A 16,595-nucleotide genomic window follows, 5' to 3' on the forward strand; every position below is an offset into this window, starting at 1 on the left:
CACCCGCATTTGAGGTAGAATGTTTCAAATGTTCTGCTGACTTCAGTAGGGTGGTGAGTGGCTGATGCTGACGGCCGTACTGACTTTTCTGCTTGGTATAGTGGTAATTCTTGCGATAATCGCAGCGAACGGTTATTTTGTCGCTCAGGAATTTGCCTATATGTCTGTCGACCGCTCAAGGCTCGGCGCCTTGGCGGATCAAGGGGATAAAGCAGCAAAAGTTGCACTATCCGTGACAAAGCGTACGTCTTTCATGCTTTCTGGTGCACAGCTCGGCATCACTGTGACCGGACTGCTCATTGGCTATGTCGCAGAACCTCTGGTCGGCAGAAGCCTGGGTGTCCTGCTCGGCGGTGTTGGAGTACCTGCTGCTGTAAGTATTTCAGTAGGTACTGTGATTGCATTGGTATTGTCCACCATTGTGCAGATGATTTTTGGTGAATTGTATCCAAAAAACCTCGCCATCGCAAATCCGGAGCCGCTGGCAAGAAACCTTGCCCGCTCGACGAATATTTATCTTGCCATTTTTGGATGGTTGATCAAGGTTTTCGATATGGCGGCCAATGGATTATTGCGGCTTTTGAAGATTGAACCTGTCCATGATGTCGATAGTAGTGCGACAGCCCGCGATCTGGAGCACATTGTGGCGGATTCCAGGGAAAGTGGCGACCTTCCGGAAGAGCTTTCCGTCATTCTGGACCGTATCCTCGATTTTCCACAGCAGGATGTCGAGCACGCAATGATTCCGCGTTCACGTGCAGATACGGTTGAAAAGAATGCTACAATCGGGCAAGTGAAAGCATTGATGGCCAAAGCGCATACACGCTATCCTGTCATCAACGATGAGGATGAGCCTATAGGTATCGTACACCTTGTAGATGTACTGTCCGCAACTTCTGATGACGCACCAGTGACACAGATCATGCAGCCACCTCTTATCATTCCCACTCTTATGTCCTTGCCGGAGGCACGGTCAAATATGATCGACAGCAGGAATAATCTGGCTTGTGTCATCGATGAGTATGGTGGTTTTACAGGTATACTCACTTTGGAAGATCTGGCAGAAGAAATAGTAGGTGAAATTACAGATGAACATGATGAAGAAATTGCTTCTACTGTCGAATCCGGAGGAGAGGATATTTGGCAGATGAGTGGAGATATCCATATTGACGAAGCTGAGCGGGAAATTGGCTATCAGCTTCCACGAGGCGACTACGAAACTGTATCTGGTATGCTTATTTCCCATTTCGGAACGTTCCCGGATGCCGGCGAGCGCGTAAACATCGATTTGCCGATAGATCCAGGCGATTTTATTCATGACGATCCGATACGTCGCTATCTGGAGGCGGAGGTAATGGAAGTTGATCGATATGTACCGACTTCGGTCTCTCTTAAGCTTCATGCATCTCATGATGATGAAACGCTGGCAAACGAGCAGTCGAGGAGGCACCGTAATGACTAATCCATGGATTGTTCTTGTTGTAACAGCAGGACTTATAGTGTTGAGTGCATTTTTTGTCATCATCGAATTTGCACTGCTTGGCGCCCGTAGGCACAGGTTGGAGGAGTCTGCAGAGACAAGCCGGAGTGCCCGTGCTGCGTTGAAATCCGTAAATGAGCTTACGGTCATGCTGGCAGGTGCACAACTGGGCATTACAGCATGCACGTTTGCTCTTGGTGCGGTTACCAAACCGGCAGTAGATTCGTGGCTTTCTCCAGTTTTTGCAGAAGTAGGATTCCCTTACTGGCTGGCAGATGGTGCTTCTTTTCTCCTCTCCTTATTGATTGTCACATTCCTGCACCTTGTTGTTGGAGAAATGGCACCTAAATCATGGGCCATCGCGCATCCAGAAAGGTCGGCAATGCTGATCGGTCTGCCCGCACGCGGTTTCATCTGGATTTTCCGGCCGTTGCTGTTATGGATCAATAGCATCGCGAATAGGCTTGTAAAAGCTTCAGGGGTTGAACCCGTCGAATCCGCCGCAGTAGGTGGACAGGATGCTGCAACAATACGGCACCTCGTAGAACATTCAGCAAATGTCGGTGCACTTGATTCCTCCATACGCAATCCTATTTCAGGTGCACTCGATCTGGAAACACTGAAAGTAGAGGCGCTTGTCTCAAAAAAAGAAAAGCCGACGACAGTGGCATCCGATGCTACAGTCGGAGATGTCCATAAGGCTACAGAGCTTTCAGGGCACAAAAGAATTCTTATAATGGGAGATGACGGAGAGGCCCCGCAAGTGATACATGTCCGTGATACTCTACTGGAGCCGAAAGAGCGTCCTGTTAAAAATATAGCACGTCCGTCCTTTGTACTGGATGCAGGTACTCTCGTCTATGAAGCACTCACACGCATGCGCCAGTCGAGTGAGCAGCTGGCAGTAGTCATGGACGGTGCCGACTTCATTGGAGTCATCACCATCAATGATGCGCTCGACAACATGCTGCCACTTATAAGAGAATAGCAATGGAATGAATAGGGCTAAAAAAACGAGGCAACGATGCGATAAGCATCGTTGCCTCGTTTCTTCATGTGATTGCGTTATTTCTGGTATGACATTCTGCTGAAGGCATCATGCTGGTGGATGCTTTCTTCATTGCGGCATTCGAGTTCAAAGCCTTTGACCCAGTCGAGTTCTACGAGATCATAGGCAATCAGACGGATGAGGTCCTCTACAAAACGCGGATTTTCATACGCGCGTTCTGTGACCATCTTTTCATCCGTACGCTTCAGGATCGGGTAGAGCTGGGAGGAGGCGTTGATCTCCAATACTTCATACAGCTGCTCCTTATGGTCTTCAGGCAGTTCTGCTTCAGGGTCGATGTCGAGCAACACTTTAACATAACCGCGCTGGTTGTGGGCGCTGTATTCGCTGATCTCCTTGGAGCATGGACACAGTGTTGTGACCATCGCGGTCATGCCGAGCTGCTTGCGCTCGACGCCTGACTCTGAGATCCTCATCGAATATTTTACATCGGCATGGGCCATGCCGGAAAGCTGAGTGTGTGGGCTCGGTTTTGAGAAGTACCATTTGCCATCTGCCGTCATTTCCGCTTCTTCCTGGTGCATGCGGGCACGCAGTATTTCTAGAACTCTTTGGAGTGTTTCGAATTCAAGCGGTACGCCTGCGTTATTCTCTGTTTCCAGAGATTCCAGTATGCGGCTCATATTGATGCCTTTTTCGTTCTTTCTCAGGCTGGTTGCAAGCTCGAAAGTACCAACGGACTGGAAATCGCCGATGACGACCGGATAGCTCAGGTTGTTGATGCCTACAGAGTCGACTTCAAAAAGAAAGTCTTTCTTTGAGCTCTGCAGATCCACCATCATTTCCTTCTCGACCGGTTTCATACCTTCAATCGGGTCGACGGAGCCGAAGTGCCTGAAACGCCCCTCTCTAGTAGTAAGATCCAATTCTTCCATGTTTCTACTCCTTAATCTATATCATAACTGTAGAATGATTCATTTTTCATCCACATCTGGCGGACGGCTTCACTTTCCTGGGTGTTGCCTGCAAGCGTTCTGAGCAGTGGGCCTGTCTGTGATTCGTGGGCCGCCATGATCTTCTCCTTGCGTTCTTCATAGCCTTCGATATCGACAATGATATCCGGCTCGCCAAGGTCTTCAAGTGTATTATTGCTGAAGGCGACGAGCTGCAGCTTCGGACGGTCGGCTGCCGGCATTTCGGATACGGCTGCAACAACTGCTTCTGCTGTGGCTTCGTGGTCCGGATGGACGGAATAGCCGGGATAGAAGGTGATGATCCTGCTCGGGTTGAGCTCGTCTATCATGTCTTTCACGACACCTTTGAGATGCCCGGGTGCCTCGAATTCGAGTGTCTTGTCGCGATAGCCGAGCAGTCTGAGGTCATCGAGACCGATCAGTCGCGCACTTTCCTCGACTTCTTTTTTGCGTATGCTGTGCAGTGATTCCCTTGTTGCGAATGGAGGATAGCCGAGGTTTCTTCCCATATCGCCGAAAGTCAGGCAGGCGTATGTGACAGGTACACCCATATCGACATAGCGGCTCATTGTCCCACTTACTCCAAAAGCTTCATCGTCCGGGTGGGGGAAGATGACGAGTACTTGCCTTTCTTTTTCCATAGCTGCTCCTCCTATTTAAAGAACTCTTTTGTAGAAATTTCGAGTGCAGTGGCCAATTTTCCATCGTAGTTGAATCCGTGCATGATGAACTCATCGTTCTCATTGACTTCAAAATGCGTCAGTCCGAGAACGTAGATCCAGCCACCGTTATCAAGCTTCAGACCGACGCGGAATTCGCCGTTGATGCCGCCTTTGACAGCACCTTGCGTATATGTGACCGGGACATTCCTCAGGAACATGCCCGCGTTGAATACTTGTTCATCCATGTGGCTGGCATACATGCCGCTTGTGACTTCCACATGGACGTATACCTGCTTGTTCTGATAGCTGTTAAGCAGCTCCTGAACCTGTTCATGATTGATTTTCTCCATTGATATGAGCGCTCCTTAAAATAGCATAGATAAAAGAGATAGTCGTACTATCTCTTTTAAAAAACCGACTATATTTGTTCGTCCGTAACTTCGATCTGCTCTACAGAATTGAATGCACCGTGCCGGACGACACCGACGTGGTCGTTCATTTTCCAGCCGTTCTTGATTGCTGAAGTGACGAATGCCTTGGCGTTCCGGATCGCTTCGAGCGGCTCCTGGCCATTGGCAAGGTTCGCTGTGATTGCTGCTGCGAACGTACAGCCGGCGCCGTGGTTGTAGGATGCGTCTATTTTATCACTTGAAAGCAGGTGGAAGGCTTTGCCATCATAGTAGACATCAACAGCCTTGTCGCCTTCAATTTCGGAACCGCCTTTGATGATGACATGCTGTGCACCTTTCTGGTGGATGACTTCAGCACATTTCTTGGCTGCATCCAGCGTTTTCGGTGTCTTATAGCCAGCAAGCTGTCCTGCTTCGAAAAGGTTTGGTGTAACGACTGTTGCATGCGGGAGCAGATGCTCGACCATCGCGTCGACGAGCCCAGGGTTCAATACTTCATCATCGCCTTTGCATACCATGACAGGATCTACAACAAAGTGCTTCGCATCACTGTTCTGGTATGCGTGCTTGCTGCGTTCGATGACTTCTTCAGAAGGCAGCATGCCGGTCTTGATGGCGTCCGGTGAAATGGAAAGTGCCGTCTCGATCTGGGCGTCAAATACATCCAAAGGAATCGGATTGACACCGTGGGACCATGTTTCAGGGTCCATCGTCACAATCGTAGTCAGTGCGGTCATGCCGTACGTTTCATGCTCCTGGAATGTCTTCAGGTCTGCAGCAATTCCTGCGCCGCCGCTTGTATCAGAACCCGCTATTGTGAGTGTCTTTTTAAGTGCCATGAGTCTATTCCTCCAATATCGTTGATAATATTATATTTTACTATAATCAGGGGTATATTTCTAGAGACATGCTTGTTTAGATGATATAATCAAACTTTAGACAGAGGTGAGAATTCTATGGAATGGAAAGAAGTTTTTCAATCAATCAAAGAAGAAAATGACTTTACGGAACTGGAATCGACACTTGAAGAAAAGTACAGCAATGGGAAGGTATTCCCGCCACGTGAACAGATATATACCGCTTTCGAGCTGACCTCATTTGAAAACGTAAGGGTAGTCATACTCGGACAGGATCCGTATCATGGCGAAGGGCAGTCGCACGGCCTTGCATTTTCAGTCAATGAAGGTGTCAAAGTGCCGCCATCCTTGAGGAACATGTACAAGGAGCTGGAAGATGACCTCGGCATCGTCAGGACGGGAGGCAGTCTGAGAGACTGGGCGAAGGAAGGTGTCCTTTTGCTCAACACGGTGCTGACAGTGGACGCCCATGATGCGAATTCCCACCGCGGTCTCGGTTGGGAGCCGTTTACGGACGGTATCATCAGACACGTCTCCGACAACCTCGAGCATGTCGTCTTCATTCTGTGGGGGAAACCGGCCCAGAAGAAGGAGAAGTTGATCGATACATCGAAGCACTGCGTCATCAAGTCCACCCATCCGAGTCCGCTGTCTGCCTACAGAGGGTTCTTCGGAACGAAGCCCTTCAGCCGCACCAATGAATATCTGGAGGCCCATGGCAGAAGACCGGTCGACTGGAGTGAACACGAATGAAGCGTGAAATCATTGCGGAACTGAAGCAGGAACTTCATAGGATGGAAGTGGCCAGCCAGCCGCATGAATTCGAAAAGCATCTGTATGCGATGGAACGCCTGCTCGGACTGCTGAAGTCGAGTGCAGGTGACATTCCGGCGGCATCTGCGCCCGCGGCTGGGACGTCTGCCGGGCAGTCATTGTCGGAACAGGACCGGATGATGCTCGAACAGATGGGCGGCCGGCCTGTACAGAACCGCGGGGCACAGGAACCGCTGACTAAAGAGACACTCAGGACAGATGACGGTTTCGGCAACGGCGAGTCGCTGTTCGATTTCTAGAATGATCCAAAGGAGAAAATAAATGAAAACTTTCATCATACTCGGAGCGGTCAACGCGCTCATTTCAGTGGCGCTTGGTGCCTTCGGTGCCCACGGCCTTGAAGGCAAGATCAGCGAACACTATATGAGCGTATGGGAAAAAGCTGTCTCCTATCAGATGTACCATGCTCTAGGCTTGCTTGTCGTCGGTATTCTCGTACAGGTGACGGGTGCACCGCTGCTTGGCGCTGCCGGCTGGTTGATGCTGCTCGGCATCATCTTTTTCAGCGGCTCGCTCTACATTCTCGCCATCAGTGGCATCTCCATCCTTGGCGCAATCACCCCAATCGGCGGCGTCCTTTTCCTCGCCGGCTGGATATGCCTGATCATCGGCATGATCAAATTATAATTTTTATTGAACCCCGCTTCGGCGGGGTTTTTCTTTTGGGAAAATGAGTGTTGGGACGGGGGTTAATTCACCGTGGTGGGCTTTACGATGGCGAGTTAGGGGTCTAATTCACCATCGTAGCCCGTACGATGGCGAGCTAACGCTCCAATTAACGTTCGTCGCCTCCACGAATGACAGTTAACGCTCCAATTAACGTTCGTCGCCTCCACGAATGACAATCAGCGCTCCGCCCGCCATCCTCTTCCTCTCTCCACCCAAACAAAAGTGTTTACATTTTCCACTTGTTGGTATATAGTTATATACGTAACTATATAACCAGTTGAGGAGGATGCGTATGTCGGGAATGCTTAACGATAAGAAACCGATCTTTGAGCAGATCAAGGATTGGGTCAGTGACCAGATTATCGACGGCACGCTCAGACCACACGACCGGATTCCTTCGACGAATGAAATCGTCCAGTTCTACAAAGTGAATCATCTGACGGTTGCGAAAGGTGTGAATCAGCTAGTGGAGGAAGGCATCATATACAAAAAGCGTGGTGTGGGCATGTTTGTTGAACCGGAAGCGAGAAGTGTACTGCTTGGTGACCGGAAGGACAGTTTTGTCAGTGAATACCTGGAACCGATGATGCAGGAGGCGGCGAAATTAGGATTTACAAGACAGGAGATTGAAGGATTGATTCAGGAGATGGAGGGGAATATGAATGACGAATAGTGTATTGGAAATCAAGAATGCGTCTCTCGATATAAAGAAGGATAATGTGCTCGAAGATATTACGCTGAAGATGGAGCAAGGTAAGGTCTATGGACTGCTCGGACGCAATGGCGCCGGCAAGACCACGCTGCTTTCACTGATTGCTTCATTCAGAAAACCGACGCGTGGATCGATTACAATTGATGGACAGGATCCGTATGAAAATGAAGCACTGATGCCGCAGGTGGATTTTCTCTATGAGGTGGACTACTCGGAGGAGTACCGGACGCCGATGGACCTGTGCAAGCTGACAAAACGGTACAAGGACAACTTCGATCTTGATTATGCAAAAACCCTCTTTCAAGGATTCGGCATCACCTATGACAAACCGATCAATCGCATGTCAAAAGGACAGCAGGCGGCGGTGAATGCCATCATCGGCCTGGCGTCGAATTCTGCAATCACTATTTTCGACGAAGTGACGAACGGCATGGACGCGCCTTCACGGGAATACTTCTACCAGAAAGTGCTGGAGGCGAATGAACGTCACCCGAGAACCATGATCCTCTCGACGCACATTGTTTCCGAGATGGAGTACCTTTTTGATGAAGTCATCATCATCCATCACGGTAGGGTGCTGGTTCAGGAACCGCTCGATCTGTTCCTCGAACGGGGCTTCAGGGTTACGGGACCGGAAGAGAAAGTCGCTGAATTCACTCACAACATGGATGTGCTGGCCAGACAGAATCTCGGGCCGACCCGCTCCGACATGGTGCTCGGCCGCATGGATGAAGCGCAGCAGGCAAAAGCAAGGTCAAGCTATCTCAACATTTCACCTTTGAAATTGCAGGAGCTTTTCATAAGAATGACTGAAGAGAAGGAGAGTATGCAATGAATAATAAAGTGAAGCTGGCAACAATGGATTTCTCGAGCCAGATTTTCAAATGGACGCTTTGGTACTTGCCGATCATGGTGATCATCTATATTCTCGTATCGATATTCCTGAGTGATCCCGAAATAGACGGGATGTCATTCTACGCCATGTCGCTCTCAGCAAATGAAATCTTCATGCTTGTATCCGGAATTCTGAGTGTGTTCATGTTCCTTGAACTATCGATCAGCCTCGGACTGACGAGACGGACTTTCCTGAGATCAATGCTTCTGACGGGCGGCATCATCACCATCGCGCTCGCCGTCATTACGGGTATCATTTCAGTCATCATGGGTCTGATGCCATGGTTTGGCACCGGCCTCGTCATGGGGCCGCTTGAAAGCAGTCCAGTGGCCCATGTAATTGGACATCTGCTGACGACTTTCACGTTCTTCCTCGGTGGCTTCATCATCAGCATCGGATTCTACCGCGGCTTCCTTGGCGGCATGATATCCATTGTGCTGAGCCTATGTATCCTGGTCGCCATCGATTCTCTGTGGATGTGGCAGACAAGAGGGACGGTATTCGACATGGACGTGACACAGTATGCTTCAGGCAACCTGTTCATGACAATCATCTTCAGCCTGTTCCTGATCTTCTTCACGATTGCGATTCTGCAGTCGCTTGTCCGTTCAGTGCCGGTCAAAGTCAAATAGCACGAAAAGAGACCCCCTCATCCCGAGGGGGTCTTCTATTTCAAGGCATGAGCATTCTACTTGCTGCTTCCGCCTTTTTTACGGTTTTTGAACTTTTTGATGATGAATGGCAGTGCCAAAGGGATAAGTTTGCGTAGTATTCTTCCCATCGTGATTCCTCCCAACTCTTTCGATAAGTGCATTCATTTTATATATAACCAATCAGGTGAATATTAAAACCTGAACCTTATCTGAAGAAGGCGGAAATATTTTCGACCGGCAGGTGGACGCCGACGAAGAAGTCCCCAAAGTCGCCGTAGCGGGCGGATACTTCATCAAATCTCATCTCATAGATCAGTTTCTTGAACTGCAGCATGTCATCAGAGAAGAGTGTCACACCCCATTCGTATTCGTCGAGGCCGACGGAACCGGTGATGAACTGCTTGACCTTGCCAGCATAGCCGCGGCCGATCATGCCGTGGGAACGCATGAGTTCACGGCGTTTCTCCATATCGAGCATATACCAGTTGTCATCTCCCTGGCGGCGCTTGTCCATTGGATAGAAGCAGATGTAGCGGGATTTCGGCACTTCCGGATAGAGGCGCTTTCTGACATATTCATTCTGGTATGGGTCTTCGTCGGATTCCTTGGCAAGATAGTTGCTGAGTTCGACGATGGAAACATATGAATAGGATGGAATGAGGAAGTCGCTGATTGCGAGCTTGTTGAATTCCAGTTCCAGTGTATTGAGTTCATCGATTGTCGGACGCAGCATCCAGAGGATCAGATCAGCCTTCTGGCCGGTGATGTTATAGAAGGCATAGCTGCCTTCATTTTTCTTGTGCACTTCTTCCTGGCGTTCGATGAAGCCTTTCAATTCTGAAACAAGTGTGTTCATCTCTTCTTCTTCAAGCAGGCGGAGGGATGTCCAGTCCACATTGTAGAGAAGGTGAAGACTGTACCAGCCATCAAGTGTTTGCGCAGCTTCATTCATTAGTGTATCTCTCCTTTTTTGATATCTGCTTTCATTCTACTCGATAAGAAAACGTTTTAAAAGCACATGGGGATGAAATAATGTGACAGAAAGAGTATAATATAGCGTATGTAAAGGCTAACCAAGGAGGGTATTATGAGTCAATTCATCGAAAATCTCAAAACGAACCTGGAAGGTAAAAACATCGAAATCGTATTTCCGGAAGGCAACGACCCGCGGGTTCTCGGGGCCGCTGTGGAACTTGCTGAAACATCCTACGTCAAACCGATCATTCTTGGCAACGCATCAGAGCTTGAAGCACTGGCTGATAAAGAGCAGCTGGATATCAGCGCGCTCGAAACCATCAATCCGGTCGATTATGAAGATATGGAGATGCTGGTGGACGAATTCGTCAAGCGCCGTAAAGGCAAGGTGACTGCAGAGCAGGCACAGGAAATCCTGAAGGACGTCAATTATTTCGGTACGATGCTCGTGCATACGGGACGTGCGAAAGGTCTTGTATCAGGTGCTGTGCACTCGACACCGGATACAGTCCGGCCGGCACTTCAGATCATCAAGACGAAACCTGGCGTCACACGCACAAGCGGTGTATTCTTCATGCTGCGTGAAGATGAACTGTACGTCATGGGAGACTGCGCAATAAACCCGGAACTGAACGCTGAAGAACTGGCTGAAGTTGCGGTCGAAACTGCCAAGACGGCAAGAAGTTTCGAGATGGACCCGCGTGTTGCGCTGCTCAGCTTCTCCACAAGAGGCTCTGCGAAGACCGAAGAGACGGAAAAGGTGAAGCTTGCGACCCAGTATGCGAAAGAGAAGCTGCCTGAAGTACCGATCGACGGGGAACTTCAGTTTGATGCGGCATTTGTACCGAGTGTGGCAGAGAAGAAGGCACCGGATTCCGAACTGAAGGGGCAGGCCAACGTATTTGTATTCCCTTCCCTTGAAGCAGGCAATATCGGCTACAAGATCGCCCAGCGACTGGGTGGATTCGAAGCCTATGGACCAATCCTGCAAGGTTTGAACAAGCCGGTCAACGACCTCTCCCGTGGATGCTCGAAAGACGAAGTGTTCACACTCGCACTGTTCACTGCGACCCAGGCACTGACATTGGATAATGCATAAGCTTTTTTCCGAGCACTGGCATTATATTCCGATTGAGACCACGCCTCATCCTTATATGTCGTTTGCCATGGATGATACGCTGCAGGAGATGGTGACGGATGATGGCATCCCGAAATTCAGAGCCTGGGTGCATCATCCGTTCGTCATCCTGGGACTCCATGATGCAAGGCTGCCTTTTCTGAAGGATGGGCTCGCCGAGCTTGAAAAGGCTGGATTCGACTATATTGTCAGAAACAGCGGGGGACTCGCTGTGGTATTGGATCATGGTGTACTGAATATTTCACTCATCCTGCCGAAGGCGGAAGCCGCGCAGATTGATGATGGATATGATCTGATGCTTGAACTTGTACGGGGGACATTCCCTGATGCAGATATCGACGAAGGCGAGATTGTGCACAGCTACTGTCCGGGCAGCTATGACCTCAGCATCAACGGCCGCAAGTTTGCCGGCATCTCCCAGCGCAGAATCCGGCAGGGCGTGGCGGTGCAGATCTACCTCTGTGTCACCGGCAGCGGTGCGGCACGTGCAGAAATCATGCGTAAATTTTATCACGCGAGCAGAAAGCAGTCAGAGACCAAGTTTTCCTACCCGGATATACAACCTGATGATATGGCGTCACTGAATGAGCTGCTTGAAGCGGACCATACGGTCGAGTCGGTGCTTGAACGGATGCTCGATATCATCCGGCAGTCCGGTTCCATCGAACCCCTGCCGGAGATGGATGACAGTATCCGGCAGCGGTATGCGTACCATCTTGAGCGGATGAAAACACGCAACAGGGACATCCATCCCGACAGATGAAAATGGAATGTATCGAGACCACCCGCCGAGGGTGGTCTTTAATATATGCAAATAGGCGTTTAATCCTTTTATGGAAGTGGAATATATTCTAAAAAAGGAGTGGATCTTGATGGCCGATGAAAAGAATAGAAGAATGACGACTGAAGAAGACGAGCAGCAGCTCAAAAATAAAAAGAACAAGGGACCGGAAGGTGAAGTGAAGGAAGATGTGCCGCCGGACAGCCCGCCTGAGCAGGCAAATAAAGAGGAAGCTGAAAGAAAAGATGATGTCCAGAAGCAGAAGGACGAGAAGGAGCCGCTCGATAACGAAGAGGACGACTGACATATCCTGAATCCAGTACCTATGCGGGGTTGCCTATCTTTGGTAACCCTTCTTTTTATGATATTATAGTGATAAGGGAGGCCGTTCGGATGACAGTGAGTGAATATGGAAAAAAGCAGCTTGTAGAGGAAAAGGTCTTCAAAGACCCGGTACATCGATATATTCATGTACGCGATCAGGTGATATGGGATCTGATCAAGACAAAGGAATTTCAGCGGCTGAGAAGGATCAAACAACTCGGCACATTATATCTGGCCTTCCATTCCGCAGAGCATTCAAGGTTCAATCATTCGCTTGGTGTATATGAAATTGTGCGGCGCATGGTCGTCAATTTCAGGGAGTTCAAAGAGTGGGATAATGAAAACCGGCTGCTGGCATTGGCTGCAGCGCTGCTCCATGACCTCGGTCATGGACCATTTTCCCACTGCTTCGAGACAATCTTCGATACGGATCATGAGGAATTTACACGCAGAATCATTCTCGGCAATACGGAAGTGAATGCCGTACTGAAAAAGGTGAGTGTGGACTTCCCGCTTGAAGTCGCGAAAGTCATCGACAAGACGCATGAAAATAAACTCGTCATCAGCATGATTTCAAGTCAGATCGATGCCGACCGCATGGACTATCTGCAGCGAGACTCCTACTATACCGGTGTCAGCTACGGCAACTTCGACATGGAACGCATACTCCGTGTGATGCGTCCAGGCAAGGAAGAGGTCATCATCAAGGAAAGCGGCATGCATGCAGTCGAGGACTACCTGATGAGCCGCTATCAGATGTACTGGCAGATCTACTTCCATCCTGTCTCAAGAGGCGGGGAGGTGCTGCTTGATCTTGCGCTGAAGCGTGCCAAGTATCTGCACGAGGATGGCTACGAATTCAAGCAGGCACCGAAGTACTTCATTCCTTTCTTCGCAGGGGATGTGACCGTCGAGGACTACCTGCGTCTCGACGAGATGGTCGTCAATTTCTATCTGCAGGAGTGGATTCATGAAGACGATGAAATACTGAGCGACCTTGCCCACCGTTTCGTCAATCGCGACCTGTTCAAGTACTTGCCGTTTGATGGCTCGGTCATTACAATATCGGAGCTCGAGGCGCTGTTTGAAAAAGCCGGCATTCCGCCGGAGTACTACTTTTTCAGCGATTCCTACTCCGATCTGCCGTACGACTACGACCGGCCGGGATCGAAAAGCAACCGCAGGCCGATCCACTTGAAACGCGACAATGGGGAACTGCGCGAAATCAGTACACAGTCGGCAATCATCCACAGCATCACTGGTGTCCATCGCATGGACTCGAAGCTCTATTACCCGAAAGAGAAGATTCTTCAGATAGAAGACCTTGAAACAAAGGGCGAAATTATAAATCTACTTAATGAATTGGCATAGGAGTTTGATAATATGACGAACGACTCTAATGATAAGAAGCCGGGATTCAAATTCAATATCATCAATAATGACCCGCTCGATGGGCACAAGGGCCAGAATATCGGCTCGATCAGCCTTGAGAATGTGGCACCGGTCTACGTGGCGGTCGACACCCAGGAAGTCTTCATAGATATGGGCGGACTGCACGCGCGTGCAGAGGTCGAACGGCGCGTCAAATGGGTGACCGACAAGTCGGAAGTCGAAGGCGAAGATGCAAAATCATACTGGCTCGTGTGGGTGACCGTCGAACGCCTGAAGACGGGCCCCGTCTATAGCGGTGTGGCAGCATGCTTTGAAATGGTCAACCGGACGAAGCGCCGCGGCTACAAGCTCATGCCGGAGCACGTCAACATGATGGACCGCTCCATGAAGGGCAAGATCGACCTGAACGAAATGGATCCACAAAGCCGTTCCTCGCTGAAGTCATTCCTCCAGTCCCACAATAGAGAGATATGGGACAACTCGACTGCACTGCAGGAAGAGATGAAGCATGACTAAATGTGACGGTATTGTGTCAAAGGCCGAAAACGATTGCAGATTGCTTTTCTGAAATATAAAATGAAACTAGTTATACATGCTATAGCTAGGACACGGTGGCCAGGAGAGATCCTGGTCACTTTTTTTATTTATTTTTCTCCCATGAGGGTATGGTCAAAAGACAGGAATATAAGGGGAACGGTCCGTATATGGACATAGTCTACATAGAGGCGGTATGTTATAATTTATCTTACTTGCAGGTGATAAAATGGAAAGACAGGAAGCAGTATACAAGATCAATCAGGTTGTAGATATGGCAGGCGATAGAAAACGTTATGAGCAGACAGTCAAAGCTGAAGTGATAGAACGGAATGACCGCTATCTCCGATACACGGAGCAGCTCGATGAGTATGAAATTGATGTCGTCGTCCGTGTCGGTTCGGACTACATCAAGATCCAGCGGCGGGGCATCATCAATATGAACTTTCATTTCCGGCAGGGGGAGACGACGGACACATTCTATGAATCCCCGGCAGGCAAGCACCATTTCCGCATCATGACGACGGCACTGGATATCGAAGGATCCGCCATCGATATCCACTACGAACTGTATGACCTGGATGGCAAACTTGGAAACTATCACTATAAAATCAGGAAAGTAGGGTAAGCGATGGATTTGAGGCAGCAGCTGAAAACAGCAATCGAAGCAGCAGTTAGAAGCACCGGGCTGGTGGAAACCGTACCGCCGGTCAAGGTGGAAGTACCAAAAGAGAAGGCGAACGGAGACTTTTCAACCAATATCGCCATGGTGCTTACAAAGGAAGCGAAGCGCAATCCGAGGGAGATTGCCCAGGCGGTCATCGATCATCTCGACTATGATGCAGCCAGTGTGAAGTCCGTGGATATCGCAGGACCCGGATTCATCAACTTCAAGATGGATGAGGCGTCGCTGACGAGCATCATCAATAAAGTGCTTGATGAAAAAGAACGCTATGGCAGCACAGCAGCCGAGAACCCGCAGAAGGTACTGATCGAGTATGTCAGTGCCAATCCGACGGGTGACCTCCACATCGGGCACGCCAGAAATGCGAGCGTCGGTGACACACTGGCGAACGTCATGGCATTTGCCGGATACGATGTCACACGTGAATACTACATCAATGATGCAGGGAATCAGATCGAGAATCTCGCACTGTCCATCGAAGCGCGCTATCTTGAAGCACTCGGACAGGAGCTCTATATGCCTGAAGATGGCTATATGGGCAAGGATATCCAGGTGATCGGCGAAAGGCTCGCAAAGGAGTCGCCTGAACTGCTCGAAACATCAAAAGAAGACCGTGTGAGAATGTTCCGCCAGATGGGCGTCGATTTCGAAATGGAAAAGCTGAAGCAGGATCTGCACGATTTCAACGTGCATTTCGACAGCTGGTTCAGTGAAACAAGCCTCTATGAGAAGAATGAAGTGACCGCAGCACTCGATAAGATGACCGAAAATGGCTACACGTATGAAGCGGATGGGGCACTGTGGCTGAGAACGACCGATTTCGGCGATGACAAGGACCGTGTACTCAGAAAACAGGACGGGACATACACCTATCTCATGCCGGACGTTGCCTACCACTATGATAAGGTCAAGCGCGGCTACGACAAGCTGATCAATCTGTTCGGTGCAGACCACCACGGCTACATCAAACGCCTGAAAGGGGCACTTGGTGCACTCGGCGAATCACCGGAACGCCTTGAGATCCAGATCATGCAGATGGTACGTCTCATTGAAAATGGCGAAGAGGTCAAGATGAGCAAGCGTACAGGAAAGGCCATCACACTGCGCGATATCATCGATATGATCGGTGTCGACGCCAGCCGCTACTTCCTGGCGATGCGCAGTGCGGACACGCATTTCGATTTCGATCTGGAACTTGCGAAATCCGAATCGAGCGACAACCCGGTCTATTACGCACAGTATGCCCATGCACGCATCTGCTCCATCCTGCGTCAGGCTGAAAGTTCCGGCCACACGCTGGATGAAGGTGCCGACCTTGATGTGATCGTGCATGACCAGGCGCTTGAACTGCTGAAGAAATTGGCTGATTTCCCGAATGTTGTCAAAGGTGCAGCAGAAAATCGTGCGACACACCGCATACCGAACTATATCCAGGAACTTGCCGGGGCGTTCCATAAATTCTACAATGCAGATAAAGTACTGACGGACGATGCAGCCAAGACCGCCGCCTACCTCCTCATGATCGAGGCGGTAAGGCAGACGCTTGAAAATGCACTTGGACTGATCGGCGTCTCTGCCCCGGAACAGATGTAATCCACTGCCCCTGCCTGA

The 16,595-nt window shown here is 49.8% G+C and carries 20 protein-coding genes; 15 read left to right on the forward strand and 5 right to left on the reverse strand.

Annotation, left to right across the window (positions count from 1 at the left end; all coding sequences use genetic code 11):
• Positions 1 to 64: 64 nt before the first annotated feature.
• Together FO441_RS11010 and FO441_RS11015 are read left to right on the forward strand one after the other, a co-directional pair.
• Entirely contained in the window at positions 65 to 1,462 is a 1,398-nt protein-coding gene (locus FO441_RS11010; RefSeq protein ID WP_145290015.1) for a hemolysin family protein, read from the forward strand.
• Positions 1,455 to 2,468 carry a CNNM domain-containing protein gene (locus FO441_RS11015; RefSeq protein ID WP_145290018.1) on the forward strand — a complete coding sequence of 338 codons (1,014 nt, stop codon included), beginning with the start codon at positions 1,455 to 1,457 and terminating at the stop codon, positions 2,466 to 2,468. Before FO441_RS11010 ends, FO441_RS11015 begins: the two co-directional genes overlap by 8 nt.
• A 77-nt stretch (positions 2,469 to 2,545) precedes the next feature.
• On the opposite strand, the gene folE2 is transcribed toward FO441_RS11015, so the two are convergent.
• From folE2 to thiD, 4 genes are all read right to left on the reverse strand, one after another.
• Positions 2,546 to 3,424 (reverse strand): GTP cyclohydrolase FolE2, encoded by an 879-nt coding sequence (folE2, locus tag FO441_RS11020; RefSeq protein WP_145290021.1) that lies wholly within the window; start codon positions 3,422 to 3,424, stop codon positions 2,546 to 2,548.
• An 11-nt stretch (positions 3,425 to 3,435) separates the two neighbouring features.
• Positions 3,436 to 4,104 carry a bacillithiol biosynthesis deacetylase BshB2 gene (gene bshB2 / locus FO441_RS11025; RefSeq protein ID WP_145290024.1) on the reverse strand — a complete coding sequence of 223 codons (669 nt, stop codon included), beginning with the start codon at positions 4,102 to 4,104 and terminating at the stop codon, positions 3,436 to 3,438.
• An 11-nt stretch (positions 4,105 to 4,115) separates the two neighbouring features.
• The gene (locus FO441_RS11030; protein ID WP_145290027.1) at positions 4,116 to 4,475 is read right to left on the reverse strand and encodes a DUF1806 family protein; all 360 of its coding nucleotides are present in this window, start codon (positions 4,473 to 4,475) and stop codon (positions 4,116 to 4,118) included.
• Between the two features lie 68 nt (positions 4,476 to 4,543).
• The gene (gene thiD, locus FO441_RS11035) at positions 4,544 to 5,374 is read right to left on the reverse strand and encodes a bifunctional hydroxymethylpyrimidine kinase/phosphomethylpyrimidine kinase (protein WP_145290030.1); all 831 of its coding nucleotides are present in this window, start codon (positions 5,372 to 5,374) and stop codon (positions 4,544 to 4,546) included.
• Between the two features lie 117 nt (positions 5,375 to 5,491).
• Between thiD and FO441_RS11040 the strand changes: the two genes are divergently transcribed.
• The 6 genes from FO441_RS11040 (at position 5,492) to FO441_RS11065 (ending at position 9,134) form a co-directional block, all read left to right on the forward strand.
• Positions 5,492 to 6,145, forward strand: coding sequence for a uracil-DNA glycosylase (locus FO441_RS11040; protein ID WP_145290033.1), 654 nt, complete (start codon positions 5,492 to 5,494; stop codon positions 6,143 to 6,145).
• On the forward strand, positions 6,142 to 6,465 hold the full coding sequence (locus FO441_RS11045) for a DUF5327 family protein (RefSeq protein WP_145290037.1): 324 nt from the start codon (positions 6,142 to 6,144) through the stop codon (positions 6,463 to 6,465). Before FO441_RS11040 ends, FO441_RS11045 begins: the two co-directional genes overlap by 4 nt.
• A 22-nt stretch (positions 6,466 to 6,487) precedes the next feature.
• Positions 6,488 to 6,853: a DUF423 domain-containing protein gene (locus FO441_RS11050; protein WP_145290040.1), complete on the forward strand. Its 366-nt coding sequence runs from the start codon at positions 6,488 to 6,490 to the stop codon at positions 6,851 to 6,853.
• A 334-nt stretch (positions 6,854 to 7,187) separates the two neighbouring features.
• Positions 7,188 to 7,568: a GntR family transcriptional regulator gene (locus FO441_RS11055; protein WP_145290043.1), complete on the forward strand. Its 381-nt coding sequence runs from the start codon at positions 7,188 to 7,190 to the stop codon at positions 7,566 to 7,568.
• Positions 7,558 to 8,442 carry an ATP-binding cassette domain-containing protein gene (locus FO441_RS11060; protein ID WP_145290046.1) on the forward strand — a complete coding sequence of 295 codons (885 nt, stop codon included), beginning with the start codon at positions 7,558 to 7,560 and terminating at the stop codon, positions 8,440 to 8,442. The genes FO441_RS11055 and FO441_RS11060 overlap by 11 nt, the downstream gene beginning before the upstream one ends.
• Positions 8,439 to 9,134, forward strand: coding sequence for a hypothetical protein (locus FO441_RS11065; protein ID WP_145290049.1), 696 nt, complete (start codon positions 8,439 to 8,441; stop codon positions 9,132 to 9,134). Before FO441_RS11060 ends, FO441_RS11065 begins: the two co-directional genes overlap by 4 nt.
• Positions 9,135 to 9,360: 226 nt before the next feature.
• Here FO441_RS11065 and hemQ read toward each other — a convergent pair whose 3' ends face one another.
• Complete coding sequence (gene hemQ, locus FO441_RS11070; protein ID WP_145290052.1) at positions 9,361 to 10,107, reverse strand: hydrogen peroxide-dependent heme synthase; 747 nt, start codon at positions 10,105 to 10,107, stop codon at positions 9,361 to 9,363.
• Between the two features lie 135 nt (positions 10,108 to 10,242).
• Here hemQ and pta point away from each other — a divergent pair, with 135 nt between their 5' ends.
• The 7 genes from pta to argS all read left to right on the forward strand — a co-directional run bounded on the left by pta (position 10,243) and on the right by argS (position 16,577).
• The gene (pta, locus tag FO441_RS11075; RefSeq protein WP_145290054.1) at positions 10,243 to 11,229 is read left to right on the forward strand and encodes a phosphate acetyltransferase; all 987 of its coding nucleotides are present in this window, start codon (positions 10,243 to 10,245) and stop codon (positions 11,227 to 11,229) included.
• Positions 11,222 to 12,031 (forward strand): lipoate--protein ligase family protein, encoded by an 810-nt coding sequence (locus FO441_RS11080; protein WP_145290056.1) that lies wholly within the window; start codon positions 11,222 to 11,224, stop codon positions 12,029 to 12,031. The genes pta and FO441_RS11080 overlap by 8 nt, the downstream gene beginning before the upstream one ends.
• 109 nt (positions 12,032 to 12,140) lie before the next feature.
• Positions 12,141 to 12,353, forward strand: coding sequence for a hypothetical protein (locus FO441_RS11085; protein ID WP_145290059.1), 213 nt, complete (start codon positions 12,141 to 12,143; stop codon positions 12,351 to 12,353).
• A gap of 89 nt (positions 12,354 to 12,442) precedes the next feature.
• Positions 12,443 to 13,744, forward strand: a complete 1,302-nt coding sequence (locus tag FO441_RS11090) for an HD domain-containing protein (protein WP_145290062.1) — start codon at positions 12,443 to 12,445, stop codon at positions 13,742 to 13,744.
• Between the two features lie 12 nt (positions 13,745 to 13,756).
• Positions 13,757 to 14,281 (forward strand): YwhD family protein, encoded by a 525-nt coding sequence (locus tag FO441_RS11095; protein WP_145290065.1) that lies wholly within the window; start codon positions 13,757 to 13,759, stop codon positions 14,279 to 14,281.
• Positions 14,282 to 14,528: 247 nt separating this feature from the next.
• On the forward strand, positions 14,529 to 14,927 hold the full coding sequence (locus tag FO441_RS11100; protein WP_145290068.1) for a YwiB family protein: 399 nt from the start codon (positions 14,529 to 14,531) through the stop codon (positions 14,925 to 14,927).
• 3 nt (positions 14,928 to 14,930) lie between these two features.
• Positions 14,931 to 16,577, forward strand: coding sequence for an arginine--tRNA ligase (argS, locus tag FO441_RS11105; protein ID WP_145290070.1), 1,647 nt, complete (start codon positions 14,931 to 14,933; stop codon positions 16,575 to 16,577).
• Positions 16,578 to 16,595 lie beyond the last annotated feature (18 nt).

It is taken from the genome of Salinicoccus cyprini (genome assembly GCF_007713705.1).
GTDB lineage: Bacteria > Bacillota > Bacilli > Staphylococcales > Salinicoccaceae > Salinicoccus > Salinicoccus cyprini.